This is a genomic window from Rhodopseudomonas sp. RCAM05734, assembly GCF_052658035.1.
Map to the genome: position 1 here is coordinate 5,544,188 of NZ_CP199742.1, position 16,971 is coordinate 5,561,158.

Sequence of the window (16,971 nt, forward strand, 5' to 3'; positions counted from 1 at the left end):
GACAGTCTTGCGACGACCTGCCGCAGCGAGACACTACGGCGGGCCGCGCGTGCCTGTAAATTGCCGGTGACTTGACATCGAAATAGGGTGAGACTGATCCTCGCTTCCGACCGCTGGATGGCACGCGGCGGGAAAACCCTTTGCGAGGATCATTTCATGAAACCGTTCCGACTGATCGGCCTGGCCTTCGCAGCAACGCTGCTATCGACGGCGGCCTTCGCCCAGGACATCAACGTGGCTGTGGCCGGTCCGATGACCGGCGGCGAATCCGCCTTTGGCAGGCAGATGAAGAACGGCGCCGAACAGGCGGTGACCGATCTCAATGCCGCCGGCGGCGTGCTCGGCAAGAAGCTGGCACTGGAGGTCGCCGACGATGCCTGCGACCCCAAGCAGGCGCGTTCGGTTGCCGAGAAGCTCGGCAGCTCCAAGGTGCCGTTCGTGGCCGGGCACTTCTGCTCGTCGTCGTCGATCCCCGCCTCGGAAGCCTATGCCGACGCCAACGTGCTGCAGATCACCCCGGCTTCGACCAATCCGCTGTTCACCGAGCGCAAGCTGTGGAACGTGCTGCGCGTCTGCGGCCGCGACGACCAGCAGGGCCTGGTCGCGGCGGACTACATCGCCAAGAACTTTGCCGGCAAGAATGTCGCAATCCTCAACGACAAGACCACCTACGGCAAGGGACTGGCCGACGAGACCAAGAAGGCGCTCAACAAGGCCGGCTTCACCGAAAAAATGTTCGAGAGCTACAACAAGGGCGACAAGGACTTCAATTCTATCGTCTCGCGGCTGAAGCGCGACAACATCGATCTGGTCTATGTCGGCGGCTATCACCAGGAAGCCGGCCTGATCCTGCGCCAGATGCGCGACCAGGGCCTGAAGACCATCCTGATGGCCGGCGACGCCATGAACGACAAGGAGTTCGCCTCGATCACCGGCCCCGCCGCCGAAGGCACCCTGTTCACCTTCGGGCCGGACCCGCGCTACAAGCCGACCGCCAAGGCCATCGTCGAGAAGTTCAAGGCCAAGAACATCGATCCCGAAGGCTACACATTGTACACCTACGCGGCATTCCAGGTGTGGTCGCAGGCCGCGGCCAAGGCCGGCTCGACCGATCCGAAGAAGGTGATGGACGTCATCAAGGCCGGCGAATGGGACACCGTTCTCGGCAAGATGGCCTTCGACGCCAAGGGCGACATCAAGGCGATCGACTATGTCGTCTACAAGTGGGACGCCAAGGGCAACTACACCGAGATCAATCCCAAGGGGACGTGAGCGGAGTCGTCTCGCAGATCTCGTTCCCCGGACGCGATGCAACCTAGCGAAGCGAAGCTTCGCGCGGAAGTGTTGCTTCGCAGATCCGGCCCAGGTTCTTTAAACAATCGGGATCCCGCATCTGCGGAGCGGCATAAGAATGCCGCGCCGCGCGCGGGAAACAATCAGCTTCACCCGAAATTCTGCAGCGCCGGAAACGTCTCCAGCAGCCAGATGCTGACATTGCTCACCGCGCCGGTGAGGAAGCCGATGCCGGTGATGACCATCAGCACGCCCATGACCCGTTCGACCGTGGCGAGGTGGCGCTTCATCCGCGCGAACAGGCTGGAGAACTGCTCGACCATCAGCGCCGCCAGCAGGAAGGGAATGCCGAGCCCGGCGGAATACACCGCCAGCAGGCCCGCGCCCTTGGTCACGGTCGCCTCCGCCGCAGCCACCGACAGGATGGCCGCGAGGATCGGCCCGATGCACGGCGTCCAACCGAAGGCGAAGGCCAGCCCCATCGCATAGGCGCCCCACAGGCCGACGGGCTTGGCCATCGCCAGGCGGCCCTCGCGCATCAGCAGGCCGATCCGGGTCAGGCCGAGAAAGTGCAGGCCCATCAGGATGATGACCACGCCGGCGACGATCGACAGTTCGGCGGAATATGCGCGGATCACGCTGCCGACCAGGCTGGCGCTGGCGCCGAGCGCCACGAAGACCGTGGAAAAACCCAGCACGAACATCAGCGCGGAAATCATCACCGCCCGCTTCGAGGTCGCGTCGGGTTCGTCGGCGGCGACGTGCTCGATGGTGGCGCCGGTCAGATAGATGAGATAGGGCGGCACCAGCGGCAGCACGCAGGGCGACAGGAAGCTGACGAGGCCGGCGAGCAGCGCCGCCGGAATGGTGACATCGTGAATCATGCGGCTAGATGCACCGCCCGCGTGCCCCGATGCAAGGCCCGTGGCGGGCCTCCTGCGGATGTGATCGGGCGTGATCGGTCCTCTTTCCCCTCTCCCCCAGCGAAGCGAAGCTTCGCGCCGCGGGAGAGGGTGGATCGAACGCGCGAAGCGGGTTCGAGACGGGAGAGGGGTTGCACAAACAACAACCGTGTCGAAGATGCCCTCTCCCGCCTTCGCTTCGCGAAGGCACCCTCTCCCGCGGCGCGCAGCTTCGCTGCGCTGGGGGAGAGGGGAAGAAAGAGCGTCCCATGAAGAATCTCCTCACCGATATCGCCGGCGTCCGCGTCGGCCACGCCGACGACGCCACCGTCGCCTCCGGGGTCACCGCGATCCTATTCGATACCCCGGCGGTGGCAGCGATGGACATCCGCGGCGGCGGCCCGGGCACCCGCGAAAGCGCCCTGCTCGATCCCGTCAACACCGTGGAGCGGATCGACGCCATCGCGCTGGCCGGCGGCTCGGCCTTCGGGCTGGAGGCCGGCGGCGGCGTCCAGGCCTGGCTCGCCGAACACGGCCGCGGTTTCAGGATACGCGACGCCGTCATTCCCATCGTGCCCGGCGCGATCTGCTTCGACCTGCTCAACGGCGGCGACAAGAACTGGGGCCGCTACGCCCCCTATCGCGAGCTCGGCTATGTCGCCGCCGCCGCCGCCAGCACCAGCTTCGCGCTGGGCAGCGTCGGCGCCGGGCTCGGCGCCACCACGGCGAATTTCAAGGGCGGCGTCGGCTCGGCCTCGGCGACCACGCCGGACGGCGTCAAGGTCGCGGCACTCGCCGTGGTCAATGCCGTCGGCAGCGTCACCGTCGGCGACGGGCCGTGGTTCTGGGCGGCGCCGTTCGAGGTCGACGGCGAGTTCGGCAGCCGCGGCTGGCCGGAGGCCTTCACGCCGTCCATGCATGCGATGCGCATCAAGGGCGGCCCTGCAGCGACCGCAGTGGAGAATACCACGCTGGCCGTCGTGGTCACCGACGCCATCCTGACCAAGTCGCAGGCCAAACGTCTGGCCATGATGGCGCAGACCGGCTTTGCCCGCGCCATCTATCCGGTGCACGCACCGCTCGATGGCGACATCGTGTTCGCCGCCGCGACCTGCGAAAAGCCGGTCGATCCGCTGGTCGGGCTGACGGAACTGGGCATGCTGGCCGGCAACGCGATGGCGCGGGCGATCGCGCGCGGCGTTTTCGCGGCGAAAGCGCTGCCGTTCCCGGACGCGCTGCCGGCGTGGAAGGACCGTTTCTGACCGGGCAACAAAAGCCGGCCGCCGGCGTTGCATGATCGAGGAGCCGCTGACGCCATGCCATCCACAGCGATCAGCCATCTCGCCTATGACGCGGCCAGCCGCGAACTGCTGGTAATCTTCACCAGCGGCCGGCGCTATCGCTATGAGGATGTCGGGCCGGAGCTGTTCACGGCGTTCAGTCATGCGCCGTCACGCGGCGCGTTCTTCAATCGCGAGGTCCGCGACCGCTATGCGTATCGCGAGGTGACGCCGGGATCAGGCGCTGACCGACATCGACGACGCGCCTGAATTCGAGATTGCCTGGGCCTGCTTCTGGATCATCTGCTCGATGAAATTATACGACTTGGTGGCGCTGGACGATGCGGCGTTGGTCGGCGCCGAGGTCATCGACACCTTGGAGCCGTCGGCATAGGTGGTCGACGTGGTGGTGGTGCCGTCGGCATTCAGCGTGGTGGTGCTGGTGGCCCCCGTCGCATCCGAACCGTTGCTGGAGCCGCCAGCATCGGATCCGCTGGAGCCGCCGCTCTTCGCAGTGTGATGGTGCCCGCCGCCATGGCCCTTCAGGGCGGAGGACATTTCGTCGAGGCTCACCGAGCCGTCGCCGTTCTTGTCGAGCTTGGCGAACACCTTGTCGGCATTGGCGGTGTTGGTGCCGCCGGCGCCGAGCTTGTCCTCGAATTCGGCCTTGCTGACCTTGCCGTCGCCATCGCTGTCGAGCTGTGCGAACAGATCCTTCAGCGCCGCCGAACGGCTCTTGGTCGCCGTGGAACTGGCTGACGCCACCGAAGTACTATCGGCCGAGCCGGTCGACGCGGTCGTTGCCTGGCCCTGTGCCGCGAGCAGCGCGCTCATGGTGCTCGTCGACAGCGTGCCGGTGCTTGCGGAGCTGTGGATCACCGGCTTGGCGGCGGTGGTGTCGCCGGAGGCCTTGCTGTCGGCATCGAAGATCGAGGCAGCGTTCTGCGTGACGCCGGTCTTGGCGGTCGCCGATGACGTCGAGCCCTTCTTCGAGGTCAGCGCCTGCAGGGCGTCGAGTGCCGTCGTCGCGGCCGTAAGAGCTGCCAGCATATTGAGACTCCTGCTCAAGCCGCATGCGGCGTGAATTCCCTGAGCCAATGGTCAGCAAGCGCCGTGCCATCGAAAAAACCTCGTGATAACAATGGCCTTCAGGGAGCAGCGACGATGGCGCTCCCGGCAAATCGTGCCGTTGCGGCAGAAACTGCCGCGCCGCAAACGGCCGGACGCTGCGCTGGCCCGCATTGCCGCTCGGCCGGCTGCATGGTACCCGGAAGCCCTCTCCAACCATCAGGAAATGCCGATGTCACAGTCCTTCGCGCCCCGCCCGCTGGTCATCGCACCGTCGATCCTGGCTGCCGATTTCTCCAGGCTCGGCGAGGAAGTCCGCGCGGTGGACGAAGCCGGCGCCGACTGGCTGCATCTCGACGTCATGGACGGCCATTTCGTGCCGAACATTTCCTACGGGCCCGATGTCATCAAGGCGATGCGCCCGCACACCAAGAAGATCTTCGACGCGCATCTGATGATCGCGCCCTGCGATCCCTACCTCGAAGCCTTCGCCAAGGCCGGCTGCGACCACATCACCGTGCATGCCGAGGCCGGCCCGCATCTGCACCGTTCGCTGCAGGCGATCCGCGCGCTCGGCAAGAAGGCCGGCGTCTCGCTCAACCCCGGCACGCCGCTCTCGGCCATCGAATACGTCATCGACATGGTCGACCTGATCCTGGTGATGTCGGTCAACCCCGGCTTCGGCGGCCAGGCCTTTATTACGTCCGCGCTCGGCAAGATCAGCGATCTGCGCGCCATGACCGCGGGCCGCCCGATCGACATCGAGGTCGACGGCGGCGTCTCCGCCGCGGTGTCCGGCCAACTGGCCGCCGCCGGCGCCAATGCGTTCGTCGCCGGCTCCGCGGTGTTCAAGGGCGGCACGGTGGCGAGCTACAAGGCGAACATCGACGGCATCCGCGGCGCCGCGGCGAATGCGCGCGGGGAGATGGTTTAGGCGCGGAGTCTTCAATGCGAGAATGCGTTGCTGCAGGAGGCTCTGGGTAGGAATTCCGTCGCGCCTATCCTCACGGTCGCCGAAGAAACTGATCATTAAAACGAAGCCGAAATTCGTCGATAGCTTCCTCGAAACGACCAAATCCTTCCTGACGCATGAGGGCGGCAAATCCGACGCTTCGCTCTGTCCCAATAATCGCGGACCAGTAATACTGAATCATCCCAGCTGCATCCCGCTCCTTCATTCGCATAATGGTGAAGCGAATTCCTTGTTTTAGCCTTGCCGAGGCTGTACCTGAATCAAGTATTGGGTTGAAAATTCGCTCCTCTAGGAAGCTCATAATCTCAGTTTCTTTTGGTCCGAGCTCTGACAATAAATCATCCTTACACGTTGCATGAGAACACTAAGCACAACAACTCGCGCAATTGGCAAGTAGCCCGCATGAGCGCAGCGACATGCGGGGCAGCGCTCCATAATTCCCGCATCTCGCTGCGCTCATGCGGGCTACAACTATACTCCGTCCCGCGTCGCCGCGCGGGCCGGACGCACCACGGTGACGCTGCAATTGGCTTCGGCGGCGACTTTCGCCGACACGCTGCCGAGCAGGCTGCGCAGCCTGGAATTCTGTCGCGCGCCGATGATGATGTGGTCGACCTTGTTGGAGTCGGCGAATTGCAGGATCGCCGCGGCCGGATCGATCGCCTCCAGCACATGGGTCGACAGCCGGTTGGGATCGAGCTTCAGCGGCTGCGCCCAGTGCTTCAGCATGACCAGGCGATCGACGTGCTTGTTGCTCTGGTTCTCGTCAAGCGTGTGGTCGACGGCGAGGCGATTGAGCCTGAGCACGTTGAGACAGGCCAGCCGCGCCGCCGGCAATGTCGCGAGAATCCGGCCGGCGGTGACGCGCAGCGCCGCGTTCAGCTCCGGAGCGCCTTCGGTGGTGTCCAGCGCGATGGCCACGATGGGCGAGGCGTCGAGCTGGGCGGCGAGATCGGCCTTGGCCCTGGGCTGCGAGATATTGCCGTTGAAACGGCGGCGCCACACGGTGCTGAGCGGATCGCGCTTGAGCCGCTCCGAACGCGCGGTGAGTTTGACCTGGTCGGGATGGCCGAGATCGAAGGCCAGCTGCGCCGCGGTGGGATGCCGCCACTTGGGCTCGGTCTCCAGGCAGCGCAGCACGATCTCCTGCAGCCAGGGCGGATAGTCGGCGCGCAGTTTGCGCGGTGGCACCGGATCGCGCCACAGCCGCCGCTTCATGCCGCGCAGGGTTTCGCTTTCGCCAAAGGGCCGTTCGCCGGTGGTGAAGAAGTACAAGAGCACGCCGAGCGAAAACAGGTCGCTGCGCGGATCGTCGCGCACGCCGAGCAGCCGCTCCGGCGCCATATAGGGCGCGGTGCCGTAGGGCAGCCGGAATTCCTCCTGCAGCAGGTCCGGCAGCTGGTTGTGATGCGACAGGCCGAAATCGATCAGCACCGCCTCACCGCTGTCGCGAAACATCACGCTGCTCGGTTTGATGTCGTGATGAATGACGTTCTGCCGGTGCAATTCGTCCAGCGCCACCGCCACCTTGCCGACGATCGCCACGGCTTCGTCATAGGGCAGCGGCAATTCCGGCAGTCGCGCATAGAGCGTCGCGCCGGGAATGCGCTCGATCACCACATAAGGCTGCTTCGCAAAATCGCCGGCACCGAAACATTTCGGGACGTGCACGCCGGACAGCCGCGGCACGATCATCTGCTCCATCTCGAAGCCGACGATGGCGGCGGGATCGTCGCCCTCGGAAATGCGCGGGATCTTCATCAGCAGCGGCATGGCGATGTCCGGCCGGGTCACACTCCACAGCGTCGCCATACCGCCGCGATGCACGCATTCGCCGACGACAAAACCGTCGATCACCGCGCCGGGCTCAACCAGATGCCGCCCCATGGCTCACCTCCCCACCAGCAGCCGGTCGGCCAGCCAGACCGGCAGGCCATTGTCGCGAATGCGCTTCGCCGCTGCCTCGACATCGTAGGGCACGCGGCAATAGGTGATCTCGCGGCTGATGGTATCGAGCAGCGCGAAGGCCGCCGCCGGATTGCCGTCGCGCGGCTGGCCGACCGAGCCCATCACCGCCAGCCAGCGCCGCCCCTGCAGCAGCGGCACGGCGACGTCCGCGCTCGGCACGAAGCTGGTCATCTTCGCCGTCACCGACATGGAATACAGCGCCGGCTTGTGGATGTGGCCGCAGAAAGTGACATGCGCCTGGGTCGCGATCAGGCAGCGCGCAGCGTCGGAGACATCGGTCACATAGCGCCACCGGGCCGGCTGGCTGGCCTCGGAATGCACATAGAGACGCTCGCCATCCTCGACGGTCAGCGGCAGGTCGGCGAGAAAGCGCCGCTGTTCGGCGCCGAGCCGGCCGCGGGTCCATTCGATGGCGGCCTGGGCCTCGGCATTCATGGTCTCGGAGGGCGTGCCGACGGCATAATCGTGGTTGCCTTGCACGGCCACGGCGCCGGCCGCGACCAGTTCCATCACGGTATCGACCACCCATTCCGGATCGGCGCCGTAGCCAACGAAATCGCCGAGCAGCACCATGCGCTCCGCGCCGCGCGCACGCGCCGCAGCGAGGCAGGCCTCGAACGCCTCCCGGTTGCCATGGATATCCGCAAAGATCGCCAGCAGCACATTTTCTCCCTTGCCGCATGATAACGGCCAGCCGGCCGGTCGGTTTGACCGACATCAAACGGTGCCGCACCGGCTGGCTCCCTGCTTACGGTAAAACCCGCTGGCGGGCGATCCGCTTGTTCCCTCCCCCTCCCGATCTGCTAAAGCGCGGCGTAACCCCCAACAGCACGAGTCCTCCATGATCCCCCGCTACACCCGTCCGGAAATGGCTGCCATCTGGGAGCCGCAGAGCCGCTTCAAGATCTGGTTCGAGATCGAGGCCCATGCGGCGGATGCGCTGGCGGAACTGGGCGTGATCCCCAAGGATGCGGCGAAAACCATCTGGGCCAAGGCCAAGGACGCCACCTTCGACGTGGCGCGCATCGACGAGATCGAGCGCGAGACCAAGCACGACGTCATCGCCTTCCTGACCCATCTGGCCGAGATCGTCGGCCCCGAGGCGCGCTTCGTGCACCAGGGCATGACCTCCTCGGATGTGCTCGACACCTGCCTCAACGTGCAGCTGACGCGCTGCGCCGACATCCTGATCGCCGACGTTGACCGGCTGCTGGCCGCGCTCAAGACCCGTGCCTTCGAGCACAAGATGACCCCGACCATCGGCCGCTCCCACGGCATCCATGCCGAGCCGGTGACGTTCGGTCTGAAGCTCGCTTACGCCTTTGCCGAGTTCACCCGCGCCCGCGAACGGCTCGTAACCGCGCGCAAGGAAGTGGCGACCTGCGCCATCTCCGGTGCTGTCGGCACCTTCGCGCAGATCGATCCGCGCGTCGAAGCCCATGTGGCCAAGGCCATGGGCCTGACCCCCGAGCCGATCTCCACCCAGGTGATCCCGCGCGATCGCCACGCCATGTACTTCGCCACGCTCGGCGTGATCGCCTCGTCCATGGAGCGCCTCGCCACCGAGATCCGCCACATGCAGCGCACCGAAGTGCTGGAAGTGGAGGAGTTCTTCTCCGAGGGCCAGAAGGGCTCCTCGGCGATGCCGCACAAGCGCAACCCGGTGCTGACCGAGAACATCACCGGCCTCGCCCGCATGGTGCGCGCCTATGTGACCCCGGCCATGGAGAACGTGGTGCTGTGGCACGAGCGCGACATCTCGCACTCCTCGGCCGAGCGCATGTTCGGACCGGACGCCACGGTGACGCTGGACTTCGCGCTCAACCGCCTGGCCGGCGTGATCGAGAAACTGCTGGTCTATCCGGCCAACATGCAGAAGAACCTCGACCGCCTCGGCGGCCTCGTCCATTCGCAGCGCCTCCTGATCGCGCTGACCCAGAAGGGCGCCTCGCGCGAGGACGCCTACAAGCTCGTGCAGCGCAACGCCATGCCGGTGTGGCGCGGCGAAGGCGACTTCCAGACGCTGCTGAAGAAGGACGCCGACGTGAAGAAATATCTCACGGATGCGGAGATCGAGGAACAGTTCGATCTCGGCTATCACTTCAAGCACGTCGATACGATCTTCAACCGCGTGTTCGGAGAGAGCTGATCGCCGGTTCTTAACCTCTCCCCGCCTGCGGGGAGAGGTCGGAGTCCTGAGCGGAGCGAGGGGCTCCGGGTGAGGGGGATTCCGCGTTTCACTCGAGAGTCCCCTCACCCGGCATCCACGCTTCGCGTGAATGCCGACCTCTCCCCGCAAGCGGGGAGAGGTGAAGAAAGGTCCGAACCCCTGATAGAATTTGCGCCCGCTATCCTCGCCGTCTGCCTGCGCCGCGGCCATCATTTCAGCAAGGCGCCGGCGCTCAGCGTCCGCCTGTTGCCGGGCCTCGGCGTCGAGGGCGATGCCCATGCCGGCGCCAAGGTCACGCACCTCTACCTCGCGCGCAAAGATCCCGAGGCGCCGAACCTGCGCCAGGTGCATCTGATGCACCGCGAACTGTTCGACGAGCTGCGCACCAAAGGCTTCGACATCGCGCCCGGCGATCTCGGCGAGAACATCACTACCGGGGGCATCGACCTGCTCGGCCTGTCCACCGGCACGAAACTCCATCTCGGCGATCAGGCGGTGATCGAGATCACCGGCCTGCGTCACCCCTGCGGCCAGATCGACGCCTTCCGGAAGGGACTGCTGAAGGCCGTGCTGGACAAGGACGCCGAGGGCAAGCTGATCCGCAAGTCCGGCGTCATGAGCATTGTGCTGTCAGCCGGCGACGTGCGGCCCGGCGACCCGATCCGTATCGAGCCGCCCGCAGGCGCGCACCGGCCATTGCTGCCGGTGTAGGCAGCTACTCCACCAACTGCAGCGTCAGATCGGCGCGGCCCTTGTTGTTGCTGCGGTAGAACACGTCGAACAGGCCGGGCATCCCGATCACCGTATCGTTGACATAGACGAACAGTTCGCCGGATTTCGGCGCCCGGAAGGTTGCGGTGTAGCGCGTCGTCGCCGGGCACTGGCACGCCGGCGGATCCTCGCGCACGAAGGCCGGCACCACCTCGCCGAAACCGCGGATGCCGACGCGCAGCACCGGCGCAAACCAGTTCGAGCCCAGCAGCCGCCGGCTTGGCAGGCCGAGCTACATCAGTGGCCGCATCCGGTCGCGGCCGAATCCCTCCGGCCCGGTAGCGATGCCGCGGGCTTTGTCCGGATCGGGCTCGTCGAACTTGTAGCCGTCCTGCCAGGGATCGGTGACCACCAGCGTGACCCGATAGGAGCGCTGCGCCTGCACGGCGAGGCCGGTCGCCGTGCACAAGGTCTTCGTCGCGAACGGTCTGGTCGCCGGCGTCGCCGTCACGGCGGTGGTCGTCACGCCGGGGGTGCAGACCGACCCCGCCGCGTCGAAGGCGAGGAAAGACAGGCGATTGACGACGTTGAACACCGCGAAGGTCAGCACCACGAAAATCACTGCGGCGAAGAACGTCGGCAGCAGCCAATGCTTGAGCAAATAGAAGAACGCGCGATAGGCCCCGGCATTGCGCAGCCGGTAGACCGCGCTGGCCGGCTGTGGCGGAGACGTGCTGCTCGGGCTGCGCCAGATGGTCCGCATCAGGTCGCGGATCCGTCCCTGCATCCTGCCGCCCAGATCGAGCAGCAGAAGCACCGCGACGACACCGATCAAAAACCGCCCGGGCGCGTGGCGGAAGGCCTCCAGCCACGGCGCGACGAAGGCCGGCAGCAGCGCGCCGACCATGTCGATCAGCGGCACGACCACCTCGGCGGGACTGGCCGGCCCGCGCGGCGGACGCCAGGCATTGATCAGCGGCAGCGCTGCCAGATAGAGCGAGGCAGCCACCGTGGCAAAGTAGGTGACGCGCCGCGCCCAGACCCAGTCCCACACCCGTTCCTGGCGGACGGCGCGCGCCTGCGCCTGCGCGGCGCCGACGCCGCTCTCGGCGATGATGGCGCCGCTGTCGGTCACCACCGCATAGCTGGCCGGCAGCACGATCGGGCTGTAGCCATCGGTGCCGCGCGCGATGCGGTCGAACACGGTGTGATGGATTTTTGGCGCCGGCCGCGGCCGATACGTCTCCGGCGCGGCGAGTTCGGCCCTGACTTCATGCTCGGAGTCCGTCCGGTCCGCCAGAATGTTGAGCATGTGGCGCAGGTCCTCGGCCAGCTTCAGCTTGTAGGGCGGCTGGCTGTAGATATCGACCAGCTTGCGCGGCCGGTAGCGATAGTAGCCGGCGAGGCCGTGACGGGAGTCGTTGAGCTTGTCGAAGGGATCGACGAAGCTGTCGAGCCAGGTCTGCTGCACCTGCAGATAGCGCAGCCCGTGGACCTCGGCGCGCTGCATCATCCAGCGCAGCGTCGTATAGGACAGGCCGTCGCGCGAATAGCCGCCGCCGATGTCGGAATGCACGCCGACGAACCACACCTGGCTGATGCGCTCGCGGTCGATCTCGGCTAACGGCCGTTCCGCCGGCAGCGGCGCCGGCTCCCAGCCCTGCTCCACCGGATAAAGCTTCTTGCCGTCGCGCACATAGCGGTCGTCCCACAACACCGGGCGGAACGCGTCGCGCTCCTCCTCCAGCGCCAGCGCATGGCAGGCCCGGGCGATCTTGTGGTTCATGAACTGGTCCGGCATGGTCAGCGGCCAGTACCAGTAGTCGATGGCCCGGGTGATCTCCTCGATCGGACCGCCATAGGCATCGACGGTGTCCCACACGCCGATGAAATCGATCTTCTCGATTTCGGTGCGGACCAGGTCGGCAAATGCCGGCTTGTGCAGAACGACACGACCGAGCCAGTCGCACAGCGCCCATAGCGGCTTGATCAACGCCGTGAGCGCCGATTTGTAATTGCGGACCTTGCGATATTCGCGATAGGCAATCTCCGCATCGCGCGCCAGCTGCGCATCGTTGCCGTCGTAGCGCACGAGACCGATGCGGGCGATCAGGCCGGCGACCACGCGGATGGTGAAGGCGCCGCGGCTGAAGCCGAAGCCGTAAATGCGATCGCCCGGTTGATAGTTGCGACAGCAGAAACTGTAGATGTCGATGACGTTGCGCTTCAGCCCGACGCCGAACACGCCGCCGAGGATGGCCAGCGGCTTGAACGACGAGGTGCCGACACCGTCGTCGTAATAGGCGATCTGCGCCGAGGGATCTGACAGATTAAGCGCCTGATACAGCCGCCAGACATTGGTGCGAAACAGTTTGGCCGAGCTGTTGCCCGTGCCGTCCGACAACAGGACGATATTTTTTCCAGCCATCGCCGTGCCCCCCCCGCGCGTCAATGCCGAGGCATGATGAGCAGAAATTGCATCATCGACAAGATACAATCGCGCAACCTGACTGCGCTCCAGTTCATTCCGCGCCGAAGCCAAGGCGCGGTGCCGCATCTCTTGCCTCCTCGCAGAGCCGGACCGTATCAGGCGCTGTCGTCCGCGACGGCCCCGGAACAAGAGTTCATATTGCATCGGATCCGCGGCAGGCGTCATGGTCCGGCAACCCAAAAGTAACCACCTTCGGCAAGGATGTGTCCGTGTCCACCCAACCAACCATCCTGGTGATCGATTCCGGCCTCGGCGGCCTCACGGTGCTGCGCGAGATCGTCCGCGCGCGCCCTGACGCGCGCTATGTCTATGTCGCCGACGACGTGTTCTTCCCCTACGGCCACCACAGCGAGGACGAGATCGTCGCCCGGGTGGTGCCGCTGATGGGCGAGCTGATCGCGGCGCATCGCCCGGACCTGGTGGTGATCGCCTGCAACACCATGTCGGTGTCGGTGATGGCGCCGCTGCGCGCCGCCTATGCCGTGCCCTTCGTCGGCACCGTCCCGGCGATCAAGCCAGCCTGCGCCGCCTCCACCACCAAGCGCGTCTCGGTGCTCGGCACCCGGGCCACCGTGAAGCGCGAATATACCAAGGCGCTGATCCGCGACCATGCCCAGGCCTGCACGGTAACACTGGTCGGCTCGCCCATCCTCGCCTCTCTGGCGGAGGCGGAGCTGAACGGCGAGGCCATCGGCAACGACGCTATTCTGGCCGAGATCGCGCCCTGCTTCGTCGACGACGGCGGCCTCCGCACCGATGCCGTGGTGCTGGCCTGCACGCACTACCCGCTGCTGCTGGACCGCATGATCGCGCTGGCGCCGTGGCCGGTGGCGTGGATCGATCCGGCGCCGGCAATCGCGCGGCGGGTGGTCGACCTGCTCGGGCCGGCCCTGCCAAATGCGCCGACCACCACCACCAGCTTCGTCTACACATCCGGACGCGCGCCGTCGTTGCAACTGGCCAAGGCGCTGGTGCCGCTTTTCGGCAGCCCCGTTCCGGCGTGATCCAGCTTCCGCGCGCAATCGCGGACTGCTAGCCTGCTCTCAATCCGTTCCATGAAGAGAACGGCCAGGGAGAGACCATGATGCTCAGGAACCTTTTGATCGGACTTTCGATTGTCGTCGTGACCGCCGGCGCTGCGGCGGCGCAGACCGCTGCTCCGGCGGGCGGTATCAAGCGGACGCCGCTGCAGGACGTGAAATTCCCCGCTGGCTATCACATCGTGACCGTTGTCGCCGAGATCGGGCCGAACCAGCTTGCCGGCCGGCACACCCATCCCGGCGTGGATACCGGCTATGTACTGGATGGCGAGGCGACCTTGCTGGTCGAAGGCCAGCCCGACAAGATGATGAAGGCCGGCGATTCCTACGCGGTCCCTGCCGGCGTGCCGCACGACGTCAAGACCGGTGACAAGGGATTGAAGCTGATGGCCGTCTACGTCGTCGAGGACGGCAAGCCGGTGGCCACCCCGGCGCCGAAATAACTGGATACAGGATACGGAATGACGCCTCCCGCGCCGCTTCATCGCCTCAAGCAGCAATGGCGCGAGGGGCGTCCGACCTTCGGGGCCATTGCCACCATCCCGAGCATCCAACTGGCGCGGATCATGGCGCAGTCGCTCGACTGGATCATCGTCGATCTCGAGCATGGCCCGATCGATCTCGGCACCGCACACGGCATGATCATGGCGACCGCGGGCACGCCGTGCCTGCCGCTGGTGCGCATCGCCGCCAACGAGCCGTGGCTGGCGAAGGCGCCGATGGACATCGGCGCCATGGGCCTCAACTTTCCGATGATATCAAGCGCGGCGGATGCGGAGAAAGCCGTGCGCAGCCTGCGTTATCCGCCCGCCGGCGAGCGGCTGTGGGGACCGTTTCATGCCCCGTTCCGCTGGAACGTGTCGATGCCCGACTACATGGCCACCGCCGATGACGACATGATCTGCATGGTCACTATCGAGCATGTCGACGCTGTGAACCGCATCGACGAGATCATGGCGGTCCCGGGCATCGATGTTGCAGTGATCGGGATCGGCGACCTCGCCACCTCGATCGGCAAGCGCGGCCAGCTCGACGATCCCGAGGTGCTGGCGCTGGTGGCCCGCGCCGAGACCGGCATCCTCAAAAGCGGCGTGCCGATCGGCGGCGCCGCGCGCTCGGCCGAACAGGCCAATGCGATGATCGCGCGCGGCTATGTGGCGCTGGCGCTCGGTTTCGACTGGTCGCTGGTCCAGCGCGGTATTGCCGCGGCGTTTGCAGGAATCCAGCGATAAGGCCGCGCCCCGGTTCTGGATCGCGATTGCGCAACTAGCGGCTGTATAACCCTCCTGAATATGCTACATGACAGGCTGGCCGGGCAACGACCCGGCCGTCCTGGGCGGGGCTTCACAGCAGATGCGCGGAACGATTCGCAAAGTATCAATGCCGCGCCGTCTGATCATGGATCTGATGCACGCGTCGACGCGCGTGCCGTTTGTCGCGCTGCGGCGGCGGCTGGCACTCGATGCGCTCGCTGCGGCCCGCGCCGGATCGGCGCATCCGCCGGGCTGGACCGCCATCTTCACCAAGGCATTCTGCCTCGTGGCGAAGGACGAGCCGGTGCTGCGCACGATGTTTATCGGCGGGCCGTGGCCGCACTTCTACGAACTACCGCGCAGCGTCGGCATGATCGCCATCGCGCGCAACGAAGGCGGCGAGCCATGTGTACTGCCGCAACGCGTGTGCGGCGGCGAGGCGATGACGCTGGCCGAGATCGATGCGCTGATCCGCCACGCCATGACGGCGCCGATCGAGAAGGTGCCGATGTTCCGCAAGCTGATGCGGGTGACGCGGCTGCCGCTGCCGCTGCGCCGGCTGCTGTGGGCGGGCTGCTTCGCCATCGGCCGGCAGCGCGCCAATTTCTGCGGCAATTTCGGCATCACCTCGGTGGCCGCCTTCGGCCCCGGCAATCTCGATGCGATCAGCCCCGGCCCGTTCCTCCTCAGCTATGGCGCGCTGGAGCCGGACGGGACCATGGAAGTGGTGATCCGCTGGGACCACCGGGTTACCGACGCCGCGATCATCGCGCAGGCCCTGAGTCGGCTGGAACAGGTGCTGAATACCGAAATTGCCGACGAAGTGCTGGCCGATTACCCTCCGGCCACGAAATCGGTCCGGGCGGTGGCCTTTTAGGGCCCAAAAGCGTCAGAATGGCCGGCCGAACATCCCGGACGGCCGTTTTCCGGCTTCCCGCGCCCGTCTTTCAATTGACATATCGGGCCGTTGTTCCTAGAACCCGCTTGCTCGCGGGCCGTTTTCGGCCCGCGTTGCGTTTCGCACCCGTGGTTCTCCCCTCAGCTTGAGGATGAACCTGTCGGTACCGGAATTCTCCGGTACACAGGAGGGCGCGTCTCCTCATTCTCTCTCAACATCGAGGACGCGATGACCAAGCGTAGTGAAGCTAAATACAAAATCGACCGCCGCATGGGCCAGAACATTTGGGGTCGTCCCAAATCTCCGGTCAACAAGCGCGAATACGGCCCCGGCCAGCATGGCCAGCGCCGCAAGGGCAAGCTCTCAGACTTCGGCGTGCAGCTGCGCGCCAAGCAGAAGCTGAAGGGCTATTACGCCAACATCTCCGAGCGCCAGTTCCACTCCATCTACGTGGAAGCCGGCCGCATGAAGGGCGACACCGGTGAAAACCTGATCGGCCTGCTCGAGCGCCGCCTCGACACCGTAGTGTATCGCGCCAAGTTCGTCGCCACCATGTTCGCGGCCCGTCAGTTCATCAACCACGGCCACATCAAGGTGAACGGCAAGCGCGTCAACATCGCTTCCTACAAGGTCAAGGTCGGCGACCTCATCGAGGTCAAGGAATCCTCGAAGCAGCTCGCTTTCGTGCTCGAAGCCTCGACCCTCGGCGAGCGCGACACCCCGGACTACGTCGAAACCGACCACGGCAAGATGACCGCCAAGTTCATCCGCATCCCGGTGCTGTCGGACGTTCCGTTCGCCGTGCAGATGGAACCGCATCTGATCGTCGAATTCTATTCGCGCTAAGTTTCAGCAGCGATCACGAGATCAAGGCCCCGGATTTTCCGGGGCCTTTTTTGTTGGGCCAATGATCTTCCGTCGTCC

General features: G+C 65.6%; 18 protein-coding genes. 11 read left to right on the plus strand and 7 right to left on the minus strand.

The features are described from left to right. Window positions 1–156 precede the first annotated feature (156 nt). On the plus strand, window positions 157–1,272 hold the full coding sequence (locus ACUXVA_RS26470) for a branched-chain amino acid ABC transporter substrate-binding protein (protein WP_265082948.1): 1,116 nt from the start codon (window positions 157–159) through the stop codon (window positions 1,270–1,272). A gap of 170 nt (window positions 1,273–1,442) precedes the next feature. Here the strand turns inward: ACUXVA_RS26470 and ACUXVA_RS26475 are convergent, their stop codons facing one another. Next, on the minus strand, window positions 1,443–2,177 hold the full coding sequence (locus ACUXVA_RS26475) for a cytochrome c biogenesis CcdA family protein (RefSeq protein ID WP_265082947.1): 735 nt from the start codon (window positions 2,175–2,177) through the stop codon (window positions 1,443–1,445). A 287-nt stretch (window positions 2,178–2,464) separates the two neighbouring features. Between ACUXVA_RS26475 and ACUXVA_RS26480 the strand changes: the two genes are divergently transcribed. Together ACUXVA_RS26480 and ACUXVA_RS26485 are read left to right on the plus strand one after the other, a co-directional pair. Continuing rightward, window positions 2,465–3,457 carry a P1 family peptidase gene (locus ACUXVA_RS26480; protein WP_445489098.1) on the plus strand — a complete coding sequence of 331 codons (993 nt, stop codon included), beginning with the start codon at window positions 2,465–2,467 and terminating at the stop codon, window positions 3,455–3,457. 54 nt (window positions 3,458–3,511) lie between these two features. Continuing rightward, complete coding sequence (locus tag ACUXVA_RS26485) at window positions 3,512–3,745, plus strand: KTSC domain-containing protein (protein WP_445489100.1); 234 nt, start codon at window positions 3,512–3,514, stop codon at window positions 3,743–3,745. On the opposite strand, the gene ACUXVA_RS26490 is transcribed toward ACUXVA_RS26485, so the two are convergent. Beyond that, window positions 3,713–4,525, minus strand: coding sequence for an EF-hand domain-containing protein (locus tag ACUXVA_RS26490; RefSeq protein WP_445489102.1), 813 nt, complete (start codon window positions 4,523–4,525; stop codon window positions 3,713–3,715). The two genes, ACUXVA_RS26485 and ACUXVA_RS26490, sit on opposite strands and share 33 nt — an antisense overlap. 250 nt (window positions 4,526–4,775) lie before the next feature. On the opposite strand from ACUXVA_RS26490, the gene rpe reads away from it, so the two are divergent. After that, entirely contained in the window at window positions 4,776–5,477 is a 702-nt protein-coding gene (gene rpe / locus ACUXVA_RS26495; RefSeq protein WP_265082943.1) for a ribulose-phosphate 3-epimerase, read from the plus strand. A 70-nt stretch (window positions 5,478–5,547) separates the two neighbouring features. Here rpe and ACUXVA_RS26500 read toward each other — a convergent pair whose 3' ends face one another. The 3 genes from ACUXVA_RS26500 to ACUXVA_RS26510 all read right to left on the minus strand — a co-directional run bounded on the left by ACUXVA_RS26500 (window position 5,548) and on the right by ACUXVA_RS26510 (window position 8,147). After that, complete coding sequence (locus ACUXVA_RS26500) at window positions 5,548–5,850, minus strand: hypothetical protein (protein WP_265082942.1); 303 nt, start codon at window positions 5,848–5,850, stop codon at window positions 5,548–5,550. 137 nt (window positions 5,851–5,987) lie between these two features. After that, window positions 5,988–7,403: a serine/threonine protein kinase gene (locus tag ACUXVA_RS26505; RefSeq protein WP_265082941.1), complete on the minus strand. Its 1,416-nt coding sequence runs from the start codon at window positions 7,401–7,403 to the stop codon at window positions 5,988–5,990. A 3-nt stretch (window positions 7,404–7,406) separates the two neighbouring features. Continuing rightward, the gene (locus ACUXVA_RS26510) at window positions 7,407–8,147 is read right to left on the minus strand and encodes a metallophosphoesterase family protein (protein ID WP_265082940.1); all 741 of its coding nucleotides are present in this window, start codon (window positions 8,145–8,147) and stop codon (window positions 7,407–7,409) included. A 178-nt stretch (window positions 8,148–8,325) separates the two neighbouring features. Between ACUXVA_RS26510 and purB the strand changes: the two genes are divergently transcribed. Beyond that, window positions 8,326–9,633 (plus strand): adenylosuccinate lyase, encoded by a 1,308-nt coding sequence (purB, locus tag ACUXVA_RS26515; RefSeq protein ID WP_445489105.1) that lies wholly within the window; start codon window positions 8,326–8,328, stop codon window positions 9,631–9,633. 183 nt (window positions 9,634–9,816) lie between these two features. Continuing rightward, complete coding sequence (locus tag ACUXVA_RS26520) at window positions 9,817–10,365, plus strand: MOSC domain-containing protein (protein ID WP_413776515.1); 549 nt, start codon at window positions 9,817–9,819, stop codon at window positions 10,363–10,365. A gap of 4 nt (window positions 10,366–10,369) precedes the next feature. Here the strand turns inward: ACUXVA_RS26520 and ACUXVA_RS26525 are convergent, their stop codons facing one another. Together ACUXVA_RS26525 and ACUXVA_RS26530 are read right to left on the minus strand one after the other, a co-directional pair. Continuing rightward, entirely contained in the window at window positions 10,370–10,609 is a 240-nt protein-coding gene (locus tag ACUXVA_RS26525; RefSeq protein WP_445489107.1) for a hypothetical protein, read from the minus strand. A gap of 48 nt (window positions 10,610–10,657) precedes the next feature. Further along, on the minus strand, window positions 10,658–12,793 hold the full coding sequence (locus tag ACUXVA_RS26530) for a DUF2235 domain-containing protein (RefSeq protein WP_445489109.1): 2,136 nt from the start codon (window positions 12,791–12,793) through the stop codon (window positions 10,658–10,660). 272 nt (window positions 12,794–13,065) lie between these two features. Here ACUXVA_RS26530 and murI point away from each other — a divergent pair, with 272 nt between their 5' ends. The 5 genes from murI to rpsD all read left to right on the plus strand — a co-directional run bounded on the left by murI (window position 13,066) and on the right by rpsD (window position 16,893). Beyond that, the gene (gene murI / locus ACUXVA_RS26535) at window positions 13,066–13,860 is read left to right on the plus strand and encodes a glutamate racemase (protein WP_265082937.1); all 795 of its coding nucleotides are present in this window, start codon (window positions 13,066–13,068) and stop codon (window positions 13,858–13,860) included. 80 nt (window positions 13,861–13,940) lie between these two features. Then, window positions 13,941–14,339 (plus strand): cupin domain-containing protein, encoded by a 399-nt coding sequence (locus ACUXVA_RS26540; RefSeq protein WP_445493358.1) that lies wholly within the window; start codon window positions 13,941–13,943, stop codon window positions 14,337–14,339. A gap of 18 nt (window positions 14,340–14,357) precedes the next feature. After that, a complete protein-coding gene (locus ACUXVA_RS26545; protein WP_265082936.1) occupies window positions 14,358–15,128 on the plus strand; it encodes an HpcH/HpaI aldolase family protein in 771 nt (256 codons plus the stop codon). Between the two features lie 121 nt (window positions 15,129–15,249). Further along, window positions 15,250–16,026: an acyltransferase gene (locus ACUXVA_RS26550; RefSeq protein ID WP_265083639.1), complete on the plus strand. Its 777-nt coding sequence runs from the start codon at window positions 15,250–15,252 to the stop codon at window positions 16,024–16,026. Between the two features lie 249 nt (window positions 16,027–16,275). Next, window positions 16,276–16,893, plus strand: a complete 618-nt coding sequence (gene rpsD, locus ACUXVA_RS26555) for a 30S ribosomal protein S4 (RefSeq protein WP_265082935.1) — start codon at window positions 16,276–16,278, stop codon at window positions 16,891–16,893. The last annotated feature ends 78 nt before the right edge of the window (window positions 16,894–16,971 follow it).